Here is a 16,985-nt window from a genome sequence, read left to right on the forward strand (position 1 = left end):
CCCGGCGGCCGGAAGCGGGCCGTCTCCTTGCTCAATGTTTGCCCTGGCAGGGCGGCCTGTGCCCGCTCCCCGTTCCATGATGGACGGCGCGAGGGAGTGTGCCGTGGCATCAAAGATCATCTTGCATATCGGGCTGCAGAAGTCGGGCACGACCTTCCTGCAGCACATGCTGTACGACAACCGGGACGTGCTGGCCGAGGCGGGGTTCTGCTACCCCGTGTCCCCGAACTGGGGCAAGGGCAAGCGCACCGTGCCCAACCACGAGTGGTCGAGCTACGGCCTGCTCGGAACGGAGTTCCCCTGGGTGTCGAAGCGGCGCGCGGCGAACCAGGCGGCCGCCTGGCAGGCCCTGGTGGACCAGGTGGCGACCTGGCCGGGCACGGTGCTGCTGTCGGCGGAGGCGCTGTCGGTGATCCGGGCGCCCGCGATCGGCCGGCTCCTGGACGCGCTCGGCTGCGATGACGTCGACGTGCTGGTCACGGCGCGGAGCCTCGGGCGTTCCCTGCCGTCGTTGTGGCAGCAGCACGTGCGGAACGGCAAGTACTCCGGCTTCGAGAGCTACCTGGAGAGCCTCGCCGAATGGCGCGAGCGGGGACCGGACCACATCGAGAGCGACCCCGACTCCCATCTGTGGCGCGCGTTCGTCCTGAGCGGGCTGGTGCGGCGCTGGTCCGAGGCCGGGGTGAACCGGGTGCGCGCGGTGACCACCCCGGGCAGGCCGCCGGAGGTGCTGTGGCATCGCTTCGTGGAGGCGCTCGGGCTGCCGCGGCTCGCGCAGGTGGAGCCCACGCAGGAGTGGCATCGCGCGCACAGCGGCCTGACCGCGCCGGAGACGCTGGTGCTGGCGTCGCTGAACCGTCTTCTGGACGAGAACCGCTGGAAGCGGCAGGACGCCGACAGGCTGCGGGACGCGGTGACCGAGCGGTTCCAGACCCGCGAGGAGCGCGGCGGCAAGATCGTGATCCCGCCCGAGTGGCGTCCCACGGTCGCGGAATGGAACCAGGAGGACCTGTCCGCCCTGAGCGGGATGGGCGCGGAGATCCTCGGCGACATCGCCGATCTGCGCTACGACCCGGACGGCGAGAGCGGATCCGCTCCGACCGCCGAGGAGATGGGCCGGGCCGGGGCCGAGGCGCTCTTCGCCGCCGTCGGCCTCCAGCCGAACGAGCCCCCGCCGAAGCGCAAGGCCCGCGCCGTCCGGCGGATCCTGCCCTGAGGCCCCGCCTCGGCGTCTAGGGCACGGCCGCCCTTCGCTGGTCGAGGACCTCGTCGGCGTACTCGTCGGGGCAGGCCGGGAGGGTCACCCTGACCTCCAGGCCGCCCTCCTTGCGGGGACGGGCCGTGACCTCGCCGCCGTGGGCGCGGGCGACCGAGCGGACGATCGACAGTCCGAGCCCCGCGCCCTTCGCGGTGACGACCCGGTCGGGGCCGAGGCGGCGGAACGGCTCGAACAGCATCGGCACCTCGTACGGCGCCACCGGCGGGCCGGAATTGGTGACCACCAGCTCGACCAGGTCGCCGCGCTCCCGGGTCCGGCTGGCCACCCGCACCCAGCCGCCCTCCCCGGTGTTGTGCCGGATGCCGTTCTCCACCAGGTTCTGCACGAGCCGTTCGAGGAGCATCGCGTCGCCCGAGGTGACCGCCTCGCCCGCCTCCTCGTGCACGGTGATCCCCGCGCGGGACGCCTCCAGGGACGTGTGCGCCGCGACATGCCCCACCACGTCGGCGAGGTCGACCGGCGCCGGGTCGGTGATCTCCCGTTCCGAGCCGGCCAGCAGCAGCAGGCCCGTGATCAGCCGCTCGTGCCGGACGTTGATCTCCAGCAGGTTCTCGCCCAGCCGCTTGACGTCCGGGGACGCCGAGGGACGGTGCATGGCCATCTCGACCAGCGCGCGGCTCACCGTCAGCGGGGTGCGCAGCTCGTGCGAGGCGTTGGCGACGAAGCGGCGCTGGCCGTCGAAGGACCGGTCGAGCCGTTCCAGCATCGTGTCGAAGGTGTCGGCCAGCTCCTTGACCTCGTCGTCCGGGCCGCGCAGCGCGATCCGCTCGTGCAGGCCCTTGTCGGCGGCGGGCGCGTCGGCGATCCGCCGCGCGGTCTCGGTGACCCGGTGCAGCGGCGCCAGCATCTGCCCGGCGATCAGCCAGCCGAGCCCGGTCGCCACGCCGCCGACCACCAGCAGCGCGATCGCGCCCTGCGTGATCAGCGAGGTGGTCGCGGCGTCGCGCAGCTCCTCCCGCTGCTCACGCATCCACTCCTCGGCCTTGGGGCCGGTGAGCACGTCGCCGTCCTTGGTCATCGCGAACAGCTCGTTCTTCGACGGCAGCGGCGGAGGCGTGGCCTGTCCCGGGGAGGGGGAGCCGGTCGGCGGCCCCGCGATGCGGGCGATGACCTTGTTGGTGGTGGTCGTCCGCATCTGCTGGTTGAACAGGAGATAGGTGAGCCCGAGCAGGACCACTCCGGCCAGCATGAACAGCACGGCGTAGGTCAGGGTCAGCCGGGCGCGCAGGGGCATCCGGTGCGGCAGCAGGGCGGGCGGCCTGAAGGATCGCCTCATGGAACGCCGTGTCTTGGAACGCCGTGTCATGGGATGCGGTACCCCACTCCCGTGACGGTCTCGACGATCGGAGGGTCGCCGAGCTTGCGGCGCAGCTTGAGGATGGTGAGCCGGACGGCCCCCGTGAACGGGTCGGCGTGCTCGTCCCACGCCTTCTCCAGCAACTGCTCGGCCGAGACCACGGCGCCTTCGGCCAGCAGCAGCTCGCGCAGGACGGCGAACTGCTGCTTGGGCAGCGGGACGTACCGGCCGTCCCGGAACACCTCGCGGCGCGCCGGGTCCAGGGTGATGCCGGCGCGGCGCAGCACCGGCGGCGCGGCCGGGCGGGAGCGGCGGCCCAGCGCCAGGACGCGGGCGGCCAGCTCGGGGAACGCGAACGGCTTGGTGAGGTAGTCGTCGGCGCCCAGCGCGAGGCCGTCCACCCGGTCGGTGATCTCCGCGGCGGCGGTCAGCATCAGCACCCGGGTGGTCGGCGCGTCCGCGGCGATCTCGCGGCACACCTCGTCGCCGGGGACCACCGGCAGGTTGCGGTCCAGGACGACCACGTCGTAGTCGTTGACGGCGACCCGTTCCCTGGCGGTGGCGCCGTCGTGGGCGATGTCCACGGCGTGCGCCTCGTCCCGCAGCCACTCGGCGATCGCGTCGGCGAGCATCGGCTCGTCCTCCACCACAAGCACTCGCATGCGTCCGGTTCCTTTCCCCATGTGCGCCGGTGTCGAGGATCGCCGTTCGGATGTTTCCTCCCCGTAAGAAACGGCCGCCCGGTCAAGGAAACGCGGGGGAAACGGGCCGCCGGGTTGCATCCCTTCCCGTCGGAACACCCGTACGAGGGGAAGACCACGATGACATCGAAGGCACGGGGTGCGCTGGCGGCGCTGCCGCTGGTGCTGGCCCTCTCGCTGGCCGGCTGCGGCGGCGATGAGGACGACGGCGGGATCGCGTCGGCCGGAGGCGGGAAGGCCGGCTCGAAGGCCAACGCCGCCGCGGGCCTGAGCCCCCAGGAGAGGGGCCTGAAGTTCGCCGAGTGCATGCGTGAGAACGGCGTCCCGATGGAGGACCCGGTCGACGGCAAGATCCAGGTGAAGGTCAAGCCGGGCCAGGGCGTCTCCAAGGAGACGATGGACAAGGCGATGCAGGCGTGCCGCGAGTACAGCCCGCAGGGCGACCAGGATCCGAAGCGGGCCCAGGCGATGAGTGAACGCGCCCAGCGGCACGCCGAATGCATGCGGAAGAACGGCGTGGAGAAGTTCCCCGACCCCGACCCCAACCAGCCCGGGTTGATCAGGATTCGGGGCGAGGTCGCCGAGGACCCGGACCTGGAGACCGCGCAGAAGACCTGCCAGGACATCCTCGGCGGAGGGCCGGGCGGTCCCGGCGGCGCTCCCGGAGGAGACGGCAAGTGACCAGCGAGGCCGTCGTGGAGAACGCGGAGCGGTCCGAACCGGGTCCGCCGCCCGAGGAGCCGCGCGGGCGGCGCAGGCGGCGTTCCCGCCGCGGGGGAGTGCTCGCCGCCGCCGCGGTGGTCGCGGCGGGCGGCGTCGCCGTGGTCGCGACGCTGGGCCTGGGCGGTGGCGGCCCGGACGGCGGCGCGGCGGCGACCGGGCTGCCGCCGAACACCGCTCAGGTGACCAAGCAGACGCTCAAGGACACCGAGGAGGCCGACGGCGAGCTGGGCTACGGCCCCGCGACCACCGCCTCCAGCAGGCTGCGGGGCACCCTCACCGCCCTGCCCGAAAGCGGGTCCACCATCTCGCGCGGTAAGCCGCTGTACTACGTGGACGACGACCCGGTGGTGCTGATGTACGGGTCCAAGCCCGCGTACCGCCCGATGCGGGTGGGCACCGAGGGCGCGGACGTGAAGCAGTTGGAGAAGAACCTCAGCGCGCTCGGCTACGACGGGTTCACCGTGGACGACGAGTACACCTCCGGCACCGCCGCGGCCGTAAGGGAGTGGCAGGACGACCGCGGGCTTCCGCAGACCGGGTCGGTCGAGCTCGGCCGCGTGGTGTTCGCGCCCGGCGCGATCCGGGTGGACGGCGTCGACGCCGCCGAGGGCGATCCCGTGCAGCCCGGCTCGAAGGTGCTCACCTACACCGGCACCGCCAAGGCGGTCACGGTGGAGCTGGAGACCTCCGACCGGAGGCTCGCGAAGAAGGGCGCCCAGGTCGAGGTCACGCTGCCCGGCGAGCGGACCGTCACCGCCCGGATCGACGAGGTGTCCACGGTGATCGAGCAGGGCGACGCCCCGGACGCCGAGCCCACCACCAAGATCGAGGTGGTGATCTGGCTGACCGGCGAGGAGGCCCGGAAGGCGGCCAAGGACCTGGAGCTGGCCTCGGTGGACGTCGCGTTCACCGCCGAGACGCGCGAGAACGTGCTGACCGTCCCGGTCACCGCGCTGCTCGCGCTGCGCGAGGGCGGCTTCGGCGTCGAGGTCGTCTCCGGCGGCCGGTCGTCCTACGTCCCGGTGGAGACCGGGCTGTTCGCCGGCGGACGGGTGGAGATCTCCGGCGCCGGCATCACCGAAGGCACCGTCGTGGGGGTGCCGAAGTGATCGCCCTGCGGGACGTGACGAAGGTGTACCAGGGCGGTGTCACGGCCCTGGACGGGGTGTCGCTGGACATCGAGACCGGGGAACTGGTCGCGATCGTGGGCCCGTCCGGCTCGGGCAAGTCCACGATGCTCAACGTGCTGGGCACCCTCGACCGTCCCACGTCCGGCACGGTGCGGATCGCCGGGCACGACGTGGGGACGCTCCCGGACGGGAGGCTGTCGGCGCTGCGGGCGCACCTGATCGGGTTCGTCTTCCAGCAGTTCCACCTCGCCGCGGGGACCCCGGCGCTGGACAACGTGGCCGACGGCCTGCTCTACACCGGGATGCGGGCCGCCGAGCGGCGCCGCCGCGCCGTGGCCGCGCTGGAACGGGTGGGCCTCGGGCACCGGCTGGACCACGAGCCGCACGAGCTGTCCGGCGGGGAGAAGCAGCGCGTCGCGATCGCGCGGGCGGTGGCGGGCGACCCGCGGCTGCTGCTCGCCGACGAGCCCACCGGCGCGCTGGACTCGGTGTCGGGCGCGGGCGTGATGGCGCTGCTGCGCGACCTCAACGCGGCCGGCACCACCGTCGTCGTCATCACCCACGACCGGGAGATCGCCGCGTCGCTGCCCCGGCAGGTCCGGATGCGGGACGGCCTGATCGTGGACGACACCGGCGCCCTCGTCCCGGTGGGAGCGGACCATGACGGTCACTGAGGGACCGGTGGTGCCGCGGCCGGCGCGGATGTGGCCGCGGGACGTGCTCAAGGTGGGCGCGGTGGGGCTGCGGACCCGTCCGACGCGGGCGTTCCTGTCCGCGCTCGGCATCGCGATCGGGATCGCCGCGATGGTGGCGGTCGTCGGCATCTCCTCGTCGTCGCGCGCCGACCTGGACAGGACGCTGGCGTCCCTCGGCACCAACCTGCTGACGGTGAAGCCCGGCAACACCATGACGGGGGAGGAGGCGCAGCTGCCCGACCAGGCCGAGGCGATGGTGGCGAGGATCGGGCCCGTCCGGACGGCCTCGGCGATCGGCCTGGTGGACGGCGCCAAGGTGTACCGGAACGACAAGGTGCCCGAGACCGACACCGGAGGGATCTCCGCGTACGCCGCCCGCACCACCCTGCGGGACGCGACGGGGGCGCGGCTGGCAAGCGGATCCTGGCTGAACGAGGCGACCGGCAGGTTCCCCGCGACGGTGCTGGGCAGCAGGGCGGCCGAGCGGCTGGGGATCGGCCGGGCGGGTCCCGACACCCAGGTCTTCATCGGCGGGCGCTGGTTCACCGTGATCGGCATCCTGGAGCCGGCCCCGCTGGCGCCCGAGCTCGACAGCGCGGCGCTGGTGGGCTGGCCGGTGGCGCGGGCGGAGCTGTCCTTCGACGGGCACCCGACCACGATCTACACGCGCTCGGAGGAGGCGAGCGTCGAGGCGGTCAGCGAGGTGCTGGGCGCGACCGCCAACCCGGAGGCGCCCAACGAGGTCGAGGTGTCGCGCCCGTCGGAGGCGCTGGAGGCCCAGCAGGCCGCCGGTGAGGCGTTCACCCAGTTGCTGCTCGGCCTGGGCGCGGTGGCGTTGCTGGTCGGCGGGGTCGGGGTGGCCAACACGATGGTGATCTCGGTGCTGGAACGGCGCGCCGAGATCGGGCTGCGCCGCTCGCTGGGCGCCACCAGGGGGCAGATCCGCACCCAGTTCCTGGCCGAGTCCCTGCTGCTGTCCGCACTCGGCGGCGCGGGCGGCGCGTTCATCGGCACCCTGGTCACCTTCGGGTACGCGCGGTCCCAGGGCTGGCCGACCGTGGTGCCGGCGTGGGCGGTGCTGGGCGGGATCGTGGCCACGCTCGTCATCGGCGCGCTGGCGGGCCTGTACCCGGCGATCCGCGCGTCCCGCCTCGCCCCCACCGAGGCGCTGGCCGCGCAATAGCGGCAGGCCACCGGTCAGGGCCGTCCCGTCCCTCCATGTGCTGGGGGCGGCCCTGACCGGCTCCGCCGTCACAGCAGGCCGGCGGCCACGACCTCCTCCGCGGTGACCCGTGGACGTTGCGCCGCGGCGATGCGGGCGCCCGCGGCGGACGGCTCGAGCGGGCGCCGCTTGTGCCAGTCCGTGGTCGCCTGGTAGGTGGCGGCCAGGCCGAGCAGCCGCTCCTCGCCGTACGGGAGCCCGCCGACCAGGGCCCCGATGGGCACGTCCAGCCCGTCGGCGTTCTGCGAGAACCCGATGGGGAAGCCGATCAGCGGGCAGCCGACCAGGTCGAACGGGGTGACCGAGGTCTGGACCACCAGGTCCACGTCCCGGAACAGCTCGAAGAGGATCTTTCGAGGAGCAGCATGCGGAGCCGCAGCCAGGTGACGTAGTCGTGGCCCGGCACGAACAGCGAGCGCAGCCAGCTGTTCAGGGACACCCCGAAGCCCCGCACGTCCCGGCGCAGGAACTCCATGAACGTCTCGCAGCGCTCGGCGGCGCTGGCGGTGGTGATGGACGAGCCGGTGAGGAAGTCCCATTCATCCGGCAGGCTCACCTCCTTGATCCGGACTCCGGCGTTCGCCATCTCGTCCAGCATCGCGGCCCGCGCCCTGGCGGTCGCGGACGTCCCGCTGGTGTAGCCGGGCGGCACGCCCAGCCGCAGCGCGAACGGCGGCTTGACGCGCCCTTTGTGCCGCTCGACGCGGGTGGCGCGGACTGAGCCTGATACGGATGAAGCCGTCGATCTCCTCGTCGGTCGGCGGTGTGGGCGCCATAGGTCCCTCCTCGATCCAGTTGTGGATCAAGGTCCGCCGAGCCGGTGAAGATCCTGTTTCCCTCCGGATAAGACTGTGTTCCGTGCGCTTGGTGATCAACCTGTGGCCGAAGGTGATTTTCTTTGGGCTTTTTCGGGCACGGGGCCGGCCCGCCTGCCCGCGACGCTCGGTGGGGCATGCCCTTTGATCACCTGCCAGACTCGAATCATGACCTATCTCGCCGCTGACGATCGCTATGACCGCCTTCCGTACCGCCGCTGCGGGCGCAGCGGCGTGAAGCTGCCGGCCGTGTCGCTGGGGCTGTGGCACAACTTCGGGGACGACCGTCCCATCGAGGTGCAGCGGGCCGTGCTCAGGCGGGCGTTCGATCTGGGCGTCACCCACTTCGACCTGGCCAACAACTACGGGCCCCCGTACGGGAGCGCGGAGCTCAACTTCGGCCGGATCTTCCGCGAGGACTTCAGGCCCTACCGGGACGAGCTGATCATCTCGACCAAGGCCGGGTACGACATGTGGCCGGGGCCGTACGGGGACTGGGGATCGCGCAAGTACCTGCTCGCCAGCCTCGACCAGTCGCTGGCCAGGATGGGCCTGGACTACGTCGACATCTTCTACAGCCACCGGTTCGACCCCGAGACGCCGCTTGAGGAGACGATGGGGGCGCTCGACCAGGCCGTCCGGTCCGGCAAGGCGCTGTACGCGGGCATCTCGTCGTACTCGCCGGAGCGCACCGCCGAGGCCGTGGCGATCCTGCGCGAGATGGGGACGCCGATGCTGATCCACCAGCCCTCGTACTCGATGCTCAACCGGTGGATCGAGGGCGGGCTGCTGGACACGCTGGAACGGCTGGGCGTGGGCTGCATCGCGTTCTCGCCGCTGGCCCAGGGGATGCTGACCGACCGGTACCTGGACGGGATCCCGGAGGGCTCGCGGGCCAGCCAGGGCAAGTCGCTGCCGCCCGACTTCCTGACCCCCGAGACGCTCGCGCATGTGCGCGCCCTCAACGAGATCGCGCGCTCGCGCGGCCAGTCGCTGGCCCAGATGGCGCTGGCGTGGGCGCTTCGCGACGAGCGGGTCACATCGGTGCTGATCGGCGCCAGCGGCGTCGCCCAGTTGGAGAACAGCCTGGCCAGCGTGGACAACCTCGCCTTCACCCAGGAGGAGCTGGACGCCATCGACCGGGACGCGGTCGAGGCGGGCGTCAACCTGTGGGCGGAGTCGAGCGCGCACTAGGCGCCGGGTGGACGCCTGGGCTGGATGTTTCGTCCGTATTTGTCGCGGTAATGGATTTCCATGCTGCTGATGAGGCCCCTGGGCGTCTACCCGCCCCAAGGTGACACGTCGTTACTGTGCGAGGCCGCCGAACGCGCCGCCGTGCTCGCCGGAGCCCGCGTCCTGGACGTGGGCACCGGGACGGGAGCGGTCGCCCTGGCGGCGGCGCGGGGCGGAGCGTCCCAGGTGACCGCGATCGACGTCTCCGCGCGTGCCGTCATGGCCGCCCGCCTCAACGCGACGCTTCGCGGGCTGCGCCTGCGGGTGCTGCGCGGCGACCTGTTCGCGCCGGTCGCGGGGGAGACCTTCGGGGTCATCCTGGCCAACCCCCCGTACGTCGCCGGTGGCGCGCCGCGTGCGGCCCACCGGCTCCGCGGCGCCCGCGCCTGGGACGGGGGACACGGCGGAAGGCTGATCCTCGACCGGATCTGCGCCCAGGCCCCCCGCCACCTGGAGCCGGACGGGACGCTCCTGCTCGTCCACTCGGAGTTCAGCGGGCCGGAGGCCAGCCTGCGCGCGCTGCGCCGGGCCGGGCTGCGGGCGTCGGTGGTCGCGCGGCGGCCCGAGCCGTTCGGACCCGTGATGCTCTCCAAGGCCGCGGCCATGGAGCGGCACGGCCTCATCCGCCCCGGTCAGCGCCACGAGGAACTGGTGGTCATCCGTGCCGACCGCATCGCCGCCCGCGACCGTGCGGCCGCGTCCTGACCGGCGGAGGGTCCGGCCGGTGCCCGGCGGGCCCCTCCTGGTGGAGGGGCCGGTCGAGATCGTCCTGGAGGACGGCGGCACGGTGACCTCCGACCGTTTCATGGTGGCGCTGTGCCTGTGCCGCCGCAGCGGCAGCTATCCGTTCTGCGACACCAGCCACCGGCGGAGCGACGTGCGCGGCGGGTCCGCCCGCCAGCAGCCCAGCACGTGATCCTCGAACCGGTCCTCCAGCAGCGCGGTGGCCTGGACGCCCAGCACCACGTCCGCGGCCAGCCCCGGCTCCGACTCCAGCAGGCCGCCGACCACGTCATGGCGTAGCACCTGCTCATGGACGGCGTCGGCCTCGACATGCTCGGTGTAGAACCTGACGCCGCGTTCACCGACCCCGAGATGGCGCAGCGCCCGCGCGAACCGCCGGGCGCTCGGGGCGGTGGTGATCTCGGCGGCGGCGAAATGCCCGACCAGCGCGCCGCGTAGGGCCCGGTGCAGCCCGAACATCGACATCATGTTGGTGATGGCGAGCATGGGGGCGGGCGCGTCGTCCACGTAGGCCCCGTAGGACGGATCCAGCCCGACCTCCTCCATCAGGTCGGCGAACAGGCGGGAATGCATCCGTTCGGCCCGTCCACCGCCGAACTCGTCGAACTCCACCGCGACCAAGGCCGCCTTGGCGCGTCCCCGCAGGCGCGGCACCACCCAGGCGTGCGGGTCGGCCTCCTTCAGGTGGTAGATCGACCGGTGCGCCACGTACTCGCGCAACTGCCACCACTCGCCCGTCCGGCGCAGATGCCTCGGCACGGCGCCCGCGCCGGGCGGCTCCGTCAGCAGCTCCTCCAGGACGTGATCGACGTCGTCGCCCCCAGGGACGTGCTCGCGGAGCGCCTCCAGGAACGCGCGTTCCATGCCGCCGCGCAGCCCGATGAGGCGCGGGTCCCACTCCCAATCGGGGTGGACGTCGGCGAAGCCCTGGTAATGCAGCTCGTAACACAGGTGCAGGGCGAGGTGCAGATCGTCGCCGAAGGGGTCGGACTCGCGAGCCGGCGATTCGACGGCCCACCCGTACGACGGATCCCGGGCCAGCATCGTGATGACGGCGTCCGACATCGGCCCGCGTGGCTCCGGCAGCCGCGGGGCGGCGTCGAGGGGCGGGGCCGTGGTCGTGCTGTGGGTCATGCCTTCTCTCTTTCCGCCGGCGTGTTGCGGGAGGTCCGCCGGGCGAGCATGGCGATCACGGCCGGTGGTCCGCCGAGCGCCGCCTCCCGGCGCTGACGCGCCGCGCCCGATCCGGTACGCGCCACCCCGGCCAGCAGCGCCGAGGTCTCCGCCAGGTCCCCGGCCTCCTCCAGCGCCGGGGCGACATGGCGCATCAGATCGTCCAGCAGCCGCCGCGCGTGGACCTGCCGCTCCTCGAACGGATCGACCGCGGGCCCTTCCAAGCCGTACCGCGCCGCGTTCCACACGGCGGCAGCGCACAACGCTCCATCCACGGGCCGGGCCTCGCGTCCCCTGTCCAAGTCGCTCAACGCGGTGCGGACGAGCGCACGGGTCAGCGCCGCCTGCAACACGGCCTCCTCGGCCCCCAACACGGCGTCCGCCGCGCGCACCTCCACCGTCCTCAGGCGCGGAGAGGGGCGCGCCAGCCAGAACGACTGCGTGTGATCGGCCAGGACACCGCAGTCGACGAGCCGCGCCACCTCCCGATCATGATGCGCGGCGTCCGTCAGCGCGGGCGGCACCCCCGAGCCGGGGAACCGCGACTGCTCGATCATCCGCCAGCTCGCGTAGCCGCTGTCGCGTCCCTGCGCGTACGGGGAGTTGGCCGACAGCGCCAGCAGCGACGGAAGCCAGGGCCGCAGATGGTTGACGACCGCCACCGCCGTCTCACGATCGTCCACCCCGACGTGCACATGGCAGCCGCAGACCTGGTAGTCGGCCACCATGCCCGAGTAGATCCCCGAGACCGCCCGATAGTGCGGGCCCTCGTCCGACACGGGCACCGCCCCGGGCAGCACCGGCGTCCCCGCCGACAGCAGCAACAGCCCCTCCCCGGCCGCCGCCTCCGCGAGGGCGTCCCGCGCGTCCCGGATATGCCGGCGTAGCTCGTCCAGCGACCCGCACACGCCGGTCGCGGCCTCCACCTGGGAGGTGAGCAGCTCGCGGTGGTAACACCCACCCTGGTGAGGATGCTCACCCACCCTCGCCAGCAGCTTCCCGGCCGCGGGCACGGTCGTCCCCGAAACCGGGTCGGCGAGCAGGAACTCCTCCTCGACGCCCATCGTGAGACGCTCACCGGTCACAGCGCCTCCTTCGTCCTCCGCTGTGCTGTACCCGCCCTGCGCAGGACATGCGCCCGTATTGGCGCCATCGCCCGCCATGGCGCATGATCCTCTGGGGAAGGGAGACCCGGTGAGCGTTGAATGGACCGTCGAACGCGCCGCGGCCGTGCTGCTCGAAGCCGAGGCCGCCCGCGCCGACCGAGGCCCGATCACCGACGAATGGCCCGCGCTCGACCTGGAGACCGCCTACCGAGTCCAGGACGCACGCCTGCGCCTCAAGCTCGCCGACGGCCGCCGCGTCACCGGGGTCAAGCTGGGGCTGACCTCACGCCCCAAACAACAGCGCATGGGCATCGACTCGCCGCTCACCGCCTGGCTCACCGACGACATGCCCCTGCCCCCAGGCGCACCCCTGATCACCGGCGACCTGATCCACCCCCGCGTGGAACCCGAGATCGTCTTCGTCCTGGGCCGCCGCCTGACCGGCCCCGGCATCACCGCCGCCACCGCCCTCCAGGCCGTGTCCCAGGTGACCGCGGGCCTGGAGGTCATCGACAGCCGCTACACCGACTTCAGATTCACGCTCCCCGACGTGGTGGCCGACAACGCCTCCTCCGCCCGCTACCTCATCGGCGACCTCTGGCGCGACCCCCACACCCTGGACCTGGCCGCCGAACAGTGCCACCTCAAAATCAACGGAAAGACCGTCGACACCGCCACCGGCGCCGCCGTCCAAGGCCACCCCGCCGAAGCCCTCGCCCTGGCCGCCAACACCCTCTCCCGCCGCGGCCTCTCCCTGGAACCCGGCTGGACCATCCTCACCGGCGGCCTGACCGACGCCATCCCCACCACCCCAGGCGACACCATAGAAGCCACCTTCACCAACCTGGGCACCGTAACCCTCCCCTGCCACTAACCCCCACCGGGTCGGCTAGGACGAGGGCCAGCGCTTTTTGCCCACGGCCGCGGGAAGGGCGGAAAGGCCCCGGAGGACAAGGTTGTCGCGATACGTGAGCGGGGTCTCCGCCAGGGACACCTCGTGCTCGAAGAGGCGTCGCAGCGCCACCTGACCTTCGAGCCGGGCCAGAGGAGCGCCGAGGCAGTAGTGGATTCCGTGCCCGAAGACCAGGTGCCGGGCCGCCCCGCTTCTCGCCGCACCGGCGAACCGGGTCAGGTCCAGCCGGTCCGGGTCACGGAAGACGCTCGGGTCGCGGTTGGCGGCGCCGAGGACGAGCGCCACCATCTCGCCCTTCTTGACGGTGGTGCCGCCCACGTCCCGGTCCTCCAGGGCGCCCCGCAGCGCGAGATGCACCGGCGGGTCGTAGCGCAGTAGCTCCTCGACCGCGGCGGCCGACTCCTCGGGATGGTCACGGAACCACGCGAGCTGGTCCGGGTTGCGCAGCAGCGCCAGCGAGCCGTTGCCGATCAGATTGACCGTGGTCTCGTGGCCCGCCACCAGGAGCAGCACGCAGGTGGCCAGCAGTTCCTCCTCCGACAGCGCCTCGCCGCCGTCGCGCACCGCGACCAGCGCGCTGAGCAGGTCGTCGCGTGGCTCGGCACGCCGCCGCGCGGCCAGCTCACGGAAGTACTCGACGAACTCCTCACGAGCCTGGTCCCGCCGCGTCAGATCGCGCAGGGGCAGGAGGAAGTCGGGGTCCAGACCGCGCGCCAGCGCGTTCGACCACCCCTTGAACAGGTCGCGGTCCTCCGGCGGTACGCCCAGCAGCTCGCTGATGAGAATCACCGGCAGGGGGTAGGCCAGCGCGGCGATCAGGTCCACCGGCTCGTTCTCGGGAATCTCGGCGATCAGCTCGGCGACCAGTTCCTCGACCCGCGGCCGCAGCCGTTCCACCAGGCGGGCGGTGAACGCCTTGCTGACCAGCCGCCGCAGCCGGGTGTGGTCGGGCGGATCCATGGTCAGGAAGGTGTGCCGCCGCATCGGAGAATCTCGCCACACGACGCTGTAGGTCGGCTCGTGGCCGAAACCCGGGTCGCGCAGCACCTGCTCGCACAGCTCGTACCTGGTGGTGACCCACAGGCCGACGGGAGTGCGAACGAGCGGGCCGACCGCGTCCAACTCCCGATACCGGGCGTAGGGATCGGCTCGGAAGGCATTTGCGAGCGGGTCGAACCCGAGGATCTCCGCCCGTCGGACCGCCTGCGCCATGGGTCAAGCATGGGGGTATTGGATCCGTACTTCAACAGGATCCGCAGCGTCCGGCCAGACCGATTTCCTCTGATCAGTCGGTCATCGCTCTCCGCCAGGTCAGCGAACCCGGTCGGCGGGGCCGATGGCCGGGCCGTGGTCGAAGGTGTGACGAGGACCTGGCATGCGGCTCGGCTTGGGCGGGGAGTATCGAACCCTCGCCAGGTTCAGCTTCGCGGCGACCTCGTTGCGCAGGTCGGGAAGCATGGCGTACAGGACATCACCAGGGCAGGCGGTCGCGTTGTAGTCACGGTGCCCGACGATGGCGGACGGCGAGAGGCCGTACACGTCGCACAGCCACGCGCACGTTTCGACGAGCTTCGCCCACAGCGCCGCCGTGGGCGCCACGGTCATGTAGATGCCCTCGTTCTCGATCCCGATCGTGTGCGAGTTGTGGTTCGCGACGTGCGCGCCCACCACGTGGTCACCGGCCTGGATCGCGGACAGGCTGCGGTTGCGTCCCTCCATCAGATGCCCGCCGCGGCTGATCGTGAGCTGCTGGCCGGTGTCGGCCCAGCCGTTGGAGTCCATGTGGAAGTTCTGGATCGAGCGCGACAGGGCGTAGGCGGCGGCGACTGAGTAGTCCGTCTGGTTGGCGGAGGCGGTGTGGTGGACGACGATGTGGTCGGGCGCCTGGTTGAGGACGGTGGCGGGGGACTTCGGCGGCCGCGCGTTCCAGTCGGCGCGGGTGTGCACCATCGGCGCCGCCAGCGCGGGCGAGGCGGTCGCGGCCACACCGAGCAGCGCGCCACCGGTCACGGTGACGCCACCGCGAAGCAGGGTACGGCGGTCGAGCGGGCTGTCTCCGAACATGAGCGGGAGCTCCTCGAAGTGGCGATCGGGCGACAGGGACTCTCGCGGCCGAACGGTAGTGGAGATCCTTCGGTGGAGACAGGCGTGAGGGAACGCTTTGTGCGGTCTGGGGCATGAATTCGTCGAGTCTTGTGACATGTGGGCCCACCGCGCGCCGGTGAGCCAGCTCCCCGTGCCTGAAGGCGGGTCCGCCCGGACCGTGGACCAGACCGGTGCCGGGCGGATCCGCTGTTCCTCCAGGTGAGCTTCAGACCGTGCCGACTACAGCCGGTTCAAGCCGGTTCGGCCGGCCTCATGCGATGCCGGCCTCACGCTCGATGAGGGCGAACTTGGGACGCATCGCGGAGGCGAGCGCGTTGACGGCCGACAGCGGGCGGACCATGACGGTGAACTCGTCGATCAGGCCGTTCTCGTCGTGGTGGACCAGGTCGCAGCCGTGGATCTCGCGGTCGCCCACCCGGGCCTTGAAGATCAGCGCGTAGTCGCGTCCGTTCGGGTGACCGAGCTCCTTCTCGTACCGGAAGTCCTCGAAGACCCCGTAGACGCCGCGCAGGATGGCGCTGACCATGTCGCGCCCGGTGTAGGGGCTGAACGCCACCGGGCTGACGAAGACCACGTTCTCGGCGAGCAACGCCTGGACCTCGTCGATCGCCTCCGTCTCCGCCGCTCGGCGCAACGGGTGCATCACTCACCCCTCCAGATCGGCGCTGGGCCAAGCGCGTCGGCGCCGGGTGCTCAGCACTCATGGTTCCAAATAATCAAATTTTTTAATAGGTGTGTACGCTATTACGACCCCTGGTAGGTTGTCCAGGTGTCTTTGAAATTCGCGGTGCTCGCGGCCCTCCTCGAAGGGGAGGCTTCCGGCTATGAGCTGGCAAAACGGTTCGATGCCGGAGTTGCCAACTTCTGGTCGGCGACACCGCAGCAGCTCTATCGCGAGCTCGACAGGCTCGACGGCGAGGGGCTGGTCACCGCGCGCGTCGTCGAGCAGGAGCGGCGCCCCAACAAGCGGATGTTCAGCATGACGGAGGCGGGACGCGCCGCCCTCCGCACCTTCCTCGCCGCGCCGACCCGTCCCGACGCGGTCCGCGGGGAGCTGCTGGTCAAGGTCCAGGCGGTGGACGCGGGCGACGAGAAGGACGTGGACGCCGTCATCGCCGCGATCGAAGAGCGGATGGAGTGGTCGCGGGCCAAGCTGGCCCGCTACGACCGATTGCGGGCGCGCATGCTCGCCGGCCGGGACGAGGACGAGTACGTCCGCACCGTCGAGCGCGTCGGCCCGTACCTCACGCTGATGCGCGGCCGTGGCCACGAGCAGGAGCACCTGCGGTGGAGCGAGAGCGTCCTCACCATCCTCCGCGCCCGGACGCGCGTCGCCGAGACCCACGAGCGCCAGTTGCCCTGACCGCGGTTCGTCCCCCGCGTGCGCGGTTGCCCAGTGCGGCGGGAAGCTTGGCGATCTCGTTGGCATAGGGGCGTGGCCGCGGGGGATCGTCCCGGTGTCGATGACCTTTCACTCAGGGGGACGACCTCAGCACCCCGGGCGCCGGTCTCAGGGGAAGGGTCCCGTACCACCGAGAGGGGAAAGCGGCATGGCGAAGCAGAACAAGGGCACGAGCCGCAAGGCGGCGCCGAAGACGGGCCGCGGCGGCTCCGCCAAGCCGGGGGACAAGCTGCGCATGCAGGGTCACGGCGCCGACCGTCCGGGCACGGCGGGCGAGCGGATCGCGCAGCCGACCGGGGCCGAGGCCCGTGACGCGGCCGGTGTCGCGGACGAGCGGCGGGCCGCCGACCGCGACCGGCTCGACACGCGGACCCGGTCGGACGTGAGGGACACGCGGAGGGAGAACCGCTGATCTGAGGTCGTAGCCGCGCGGGCGGGATCCGACG

At 72.0% G+C, this 16,985-nt stretch carries 20 protein-coding genes; 11 read left to right on the forward strand and 9 right to left on the reverse strand.

Annotation, left to right across the window (positions count from 1 at the left end; all coding sequences use genetic code 11):
- Positions 1–103 precede the first annotated feature (103 nt).
- Positions 104–1,216 carry a hypothetical protein gene (locus ACGWYJ_RS00745; RefSeq protein ID WP_395103487.1) on the forward strand — a complete coding sequence of 371 codons (1,113 nt, stop codon included), beginning with the start codon at positions 104–106 and terminating at the stop codon, positions 1,214–1,216.
- A gap of 16 nt (positions 1,217–1,232) precedes the next feature.
- Here the strand turns inward: ACGWYJ_RS00745 and ACGWYJ_RS00750 are convergent, their stop codons facing one another.
- Positions 1,233–2,555: a sensor histidine kinase gene (locus ACGWYJ_RS00750; protein WP_395103488.1), complete on the reverse strand. Its 1,323-nt coding sequence runs from the start codon at positions 2,553–2,555 to the stop codon at positions 1,233–1,235.
- 26 nt (positions 2,556–2,581) lie between these two features.
- Entirely contained in the window at positions 2,582–3,238 is a 657-nt protein-coding gene (locus ACGWYJ_RS00755; RefSeq protein ID WP_395103489.1) for a response regulator transcription factor, read from the reverse strand.
- Between the two features lie 159 nt (positions 3,239–3,397).
- Here ACGWYJ_RS00755 and ACGWYJ_RS00760 point away from each other — a divergent pair, with 159 nt between their 5' ends.
- From ACGWYJ_RS00760 to ACGWYJ_RS00775, 4 genes are read left to right on the forward strand one after another with little or no spacing between them, the layout of a single operon-like run.
- A complete protein-coding gene (locus ACGWYJ_RS00760; RefSeq protein ID WP_395103490.1) occupies positions 3,398–3,958 on the forward strand; it encodes a hypothetical protein in 561 nt (186 codons plus the stop codon).
- A complete protein-coding gene (locus ACGWYJ_RS00765) occupies positions 3,955–5,109 on the forward strand; it encodes a peptidoglycan-binding protein (protein WP_395103491.1) in 1,155 nt (384 codons plus the stop codon). Before ACGWYJ_RS00760 ends, ACGWYJ_RS00765 begins: the two co-directional genes overlap by 4 nt.
- Complete coding sequence (locus ACGWYJ_RS00770) at positions 5,106–5,804, forward strand: ABC transporter ATP-binding protein (protein WP_395103492.1); 699 nt, start codon at positions 5,106–5,108, stop codon at positions 5,802–5,804. Before ACGWYJ_RS00765 ends, ACGWYJ_RS00770 begins: the two co-directional genes overlap by 4 nt.
- The gene (locus tag ACGWYJ_RS00775) at positions 5,791–7,008 is read left to right on the forward strand and encodes an ABC transporter permease (RefSeq protein ID WP_395103493.1); all 1,218 of its coding nucleotides are present in this window, start codon (positions 5,791–5,793) and stop codon (positions 7,006–7,008) included. Before ACGWYJ_RS00770 ends, ACGWYJ_RS00775 begins: the two co-directional genes overlap by 14 nt.
- Positions 7,009–7,076: 68 nt before the next feature.
- Here the strand turns inward: ACGWYJ_RS00775 and ACGWYJ_RS00780 are convergent, their stop codons facing one another.
- Positions 7,077–7,364: a hypothetical protein gene (locus ACGWYJ_RS00780; protein ID WP_395103494.1), complete on the reverse strand. Its 288-nt coding sequence runs from the start codon at positions 7,362–7,364 to the stop codon at positions 7,077–7,079.
- On the reverse strand, positions 7,316–7,699 hold the full coding sequence (locus tag ACGWYJ_RS00785) for a hypothetical protein (RefSeq protein ID WP_395103495.1): 384 nt from the start codon (positions 7,697–7,699) through the stop codon (positions 7,316–7,318). Before ACGWYJ_RS00785 ends, ACGWYJ_RS00780 begins: the two co-directional genes overlap by 49 nt.
- A gap of 331 nt (positions 7,700–8,030) precedes the next feature.
- Here ACGWYJ_RS00785 and mgrA point away from each other — a divergent pair, with 331 nt between their 5' ends.
- Genes mgrA through ACGWYJ_RS00800 form a run of 3 tightly spaced genes read left to right on the forward strand, consistent with a single transcriptional unit; the run spans position 8,031 to position 10,011 of the window.
- Positions 8,031–9,056: an L-glyceraldehyde 3-phosphate reductase gene (gene mgrA / locus ACGWYJ_RS00790; RefSeq protein WP_395103496.1), complete on the forward strand. Its 1,026-nt coding sequence runs from the start codon at positions 8,031–8,033 to the stop codon at positions 9,054–9,056.
- A gap of 60 nt (positions 9,057–9,116) precedes the next feature.
- Positions 9,117–9,800, forward strand: coding sequence for a HemK2/MTQ2 family protein methyltransferase (locus tag ACGWYJ_RS00795; RefSeq protein WP_395103497.1), 684 nt, complete (start codon positions 9,117–9,119; stop codon positions 9,798–9,800).
- Between the two features lie 19 nt (positions 9,801–9,819).
- On the forward strand, positions 9,820–10,011 hold the full coding sequence (locus ACGWYJ_RS00800; RefSeq protein ID WP_395103498.1) for a CDGSH iron-sulfur domain-containing protein: 192 nt from the start codon (positions 9,820–9,822) through the stop codon (positions 10,009–10,011).
- On the opposite strand, the gene ACGWYJ_RS00805 is transcribed toward ACGWYJ_RS00800, so the two are convergent.
- Positions 9,936–10,973: an iron-containing redox enzyme family protein gene (locus tag ACGWYJ_RS00805; RefSeq protein WP_395103499.1), complete on the reverse strand. Its 1,038-nt coding sequence runs from the start codon at positions 10,971–10,973 to the stop codon at positions 9,936–9,938. The two genes, ACGWYJ_RS00800 and ACGWYJ_RS00805, sit on opposite strands and share 76 nt — an antisense overlap.
- The gene (locus ACGWYJ_RS00810) at positions 10,970–12,097 is read right to left on the reverse strand and encodes a glutamate--cysteine ligase (protein WP_395103500.1); all 1,128 of its coding nucleotides are present in this window, start codon (positions 12,095–12,097) and stop codon (positions 10,970–10,972) included. The genes ACGWYJ_RS00805 and ACGWYJ_RS00810 overlap by 4 nt, the downstream gene beginning before the upstream one ends.
- Positions 12,098–12,206: 109 nt before the next feature.
- Between ACGWYJ_RS00810 and ACGWYJ_RS00815 the strand changes: the two genes are divergently transcribed.
- Positions 12,207–12,992, forward strand: coding sequence for a 2-keto-4-pentenoate hydratase (locus tag ACGWYJ_RS00815; RefSeq protein WP_395103501.1), 786 nt, complete (start codon positions 12,207–12,209; stop codon positions 12,990–12,992).
- Between the two features lie 15 nt (positions 12,993–13,007).
- Here the strand turns inward: ACGWYJ_RS00815 and ACGWYJ_RS00820 are convergent, their stop codons facing one another.
- The 3 genes from ACGWYJ_RS00820 to ACGWYJ_RS00830 form a co-directional block, all read right to left on the reverse strand.
- The gene (locus ACGWYJ_RS00820; protein WP_395103502.1) at positions 13,008–14,243 is read right to left on the reverse strand and encodes a cytochrome P450; all 1,236 of its coding nucleotides are present in this window, start codon (positions 14,241–14,243) and stop codon (positions 13,008–13,010) included.
- A gap of 99 nt (positions 14,244–14,342) precedes the next feature.
- Complete coding sequence (locus ACGWYJ_RS00825; RefSeq protein ID WP_395103503.1) at positions 14,343–15,095, reverse strand: peptidoglycan recognition family protein; 753 nt, start codon at positions 15,093–15,095, stop codon at positions 14,343–14,345.
- Between the two features lie 292 nt (positions 15,096–15,387).
- A complete protein-coding gene (locus ACGWYJ_RS00830; protein ID WP_395103591.1) occupies positions 15,388–15,780 on the reverse strand; it encodes a nuclear transport factor 2 family protein in 393 nt (130 codons plus the stop codon).
- A gap of 126 nt (positions 15,781–15,906) precedes the next feature.
- Here ACGWYJ_RS00830 and ACGWYJ_RS00835 point away from each other — a divergent pair, with 126 nt between their 5' ends.
- A complete protein-coding gene (locus ACGWYJ_RS00835; RefSeq protein WP_395103504.1) occupies positions 15,907–16,500 on the forward strand; it encodes a PadR family transcriptional regulator in 594 nt (197 codons plus the stop codon).
- Positions 16,501–16,687: 187 nt separating this feature from the next.
- Positions 16,688–16,951: a hypothetical protein gene (locus tag ACGWYJ_RS00840; protein ID WP_395103505.1), complete on the forward strand. Its 264-nt coding sequence runs from the start codon at positions 16,688–16,690 to the stop codon at positions 16,949–16,951.
- Positions 16,952–16,985 lie beyond the last annotated feature (34 nt).

The sequence above is a fragment of the Actinomadura sp. SCN-SB genome, assembly GCF_043906805.1.
Lineage (GTDB): Bacteria > Actinomycetota > Actinomycetes > Streptosporangiales > Streptosporangiaceae > Spirillospora.

Excerpts from the sequence above, each read along its gene's own strand:
- ACGWYJ_RS00750 (WP_395103488.1), bottom strand. The coding sequence starts at position 2,555 with ATGAGGCGATCCTTCAGGCCGCCCGCCCTGCTGCCGCACCGGATGCCC.
- ACGWYJ_RS00755 (WP_395103489.1), bottom strand. The coding sequence starts at position 3,238 with ATGCGAGTGCTTGTGGTGGAGGACGAGCCGATGCTCGCCGACGCGATC.
- ACGWYJ_RS00760 (WP_395103490.1), top strand. The coding sequence starts at position 3,398 with ATGACATCGAAGGCACGGGGTGCGCTGGCGGCGCTGCCGCTGGTGCTG.
- ACGWYJ_RS00775 (WP_395103493.1), top strand. The coding sequence starts at position 5,791 with ATGACGGTCACTGAGGGACCGGTGGTGCCGCGGCCGGCGCGGATGTGG.
- mgrA (WP_395103496.1), top strand. The coding sequence starts at position 8,031 with ATGACCTATCTCGCCGCTGACGATCGCTATGACCGCCTTCCGTACCGC.
- ACGWYJ_RS00795 (WP_395103497.1), top strand. The coding sequence starts at position 9,117 with ATGCTGCTGATGAGGCCCCTGGGCGTCTACCCGCCCCAAGGTGACACG.
- ACGWYJ_RS00805 (WP_395103499.1), bottom strand. The coding sequence starts at position 10,973 with ATGACCCACAGCACGACCACGGCCCCGCCCCTCGACGCCGCCCCGCGG.
- ACGWYJ_RS00820 (WP_395103502.1), bottom strand. The coding sequence starts at position 14,243 with ATGGCGCAGGCGGTCCGACGGGCGGAGATCCTCGGGTTCGACCCGCTC.
- ACGWYJ_RS00825 (WP_395103503.1), bottom strand. The coding sequence starts at position 15,095 with ATGTTCGGAGACAGCCCGCTCGACCGCCGTACCCTGCTTCGCGGTGGC.
- ACGWYJ_RS00830 (WP_395103591.1), bottom strand. The coding sequence starts at position 15,780 with ATGCACCCGTTGCGCCGAGCGGCGGAGACGGAGGCGATCGACGAGGTC.
- ACGWYJ_RS00840 (WP_395103505.1), top strand. The coding sequence starts at position 16,688 with ATGGCGAAGCAGAACAAGGGCACGAGCCGCAAGGCGGCGCCGAAGACG.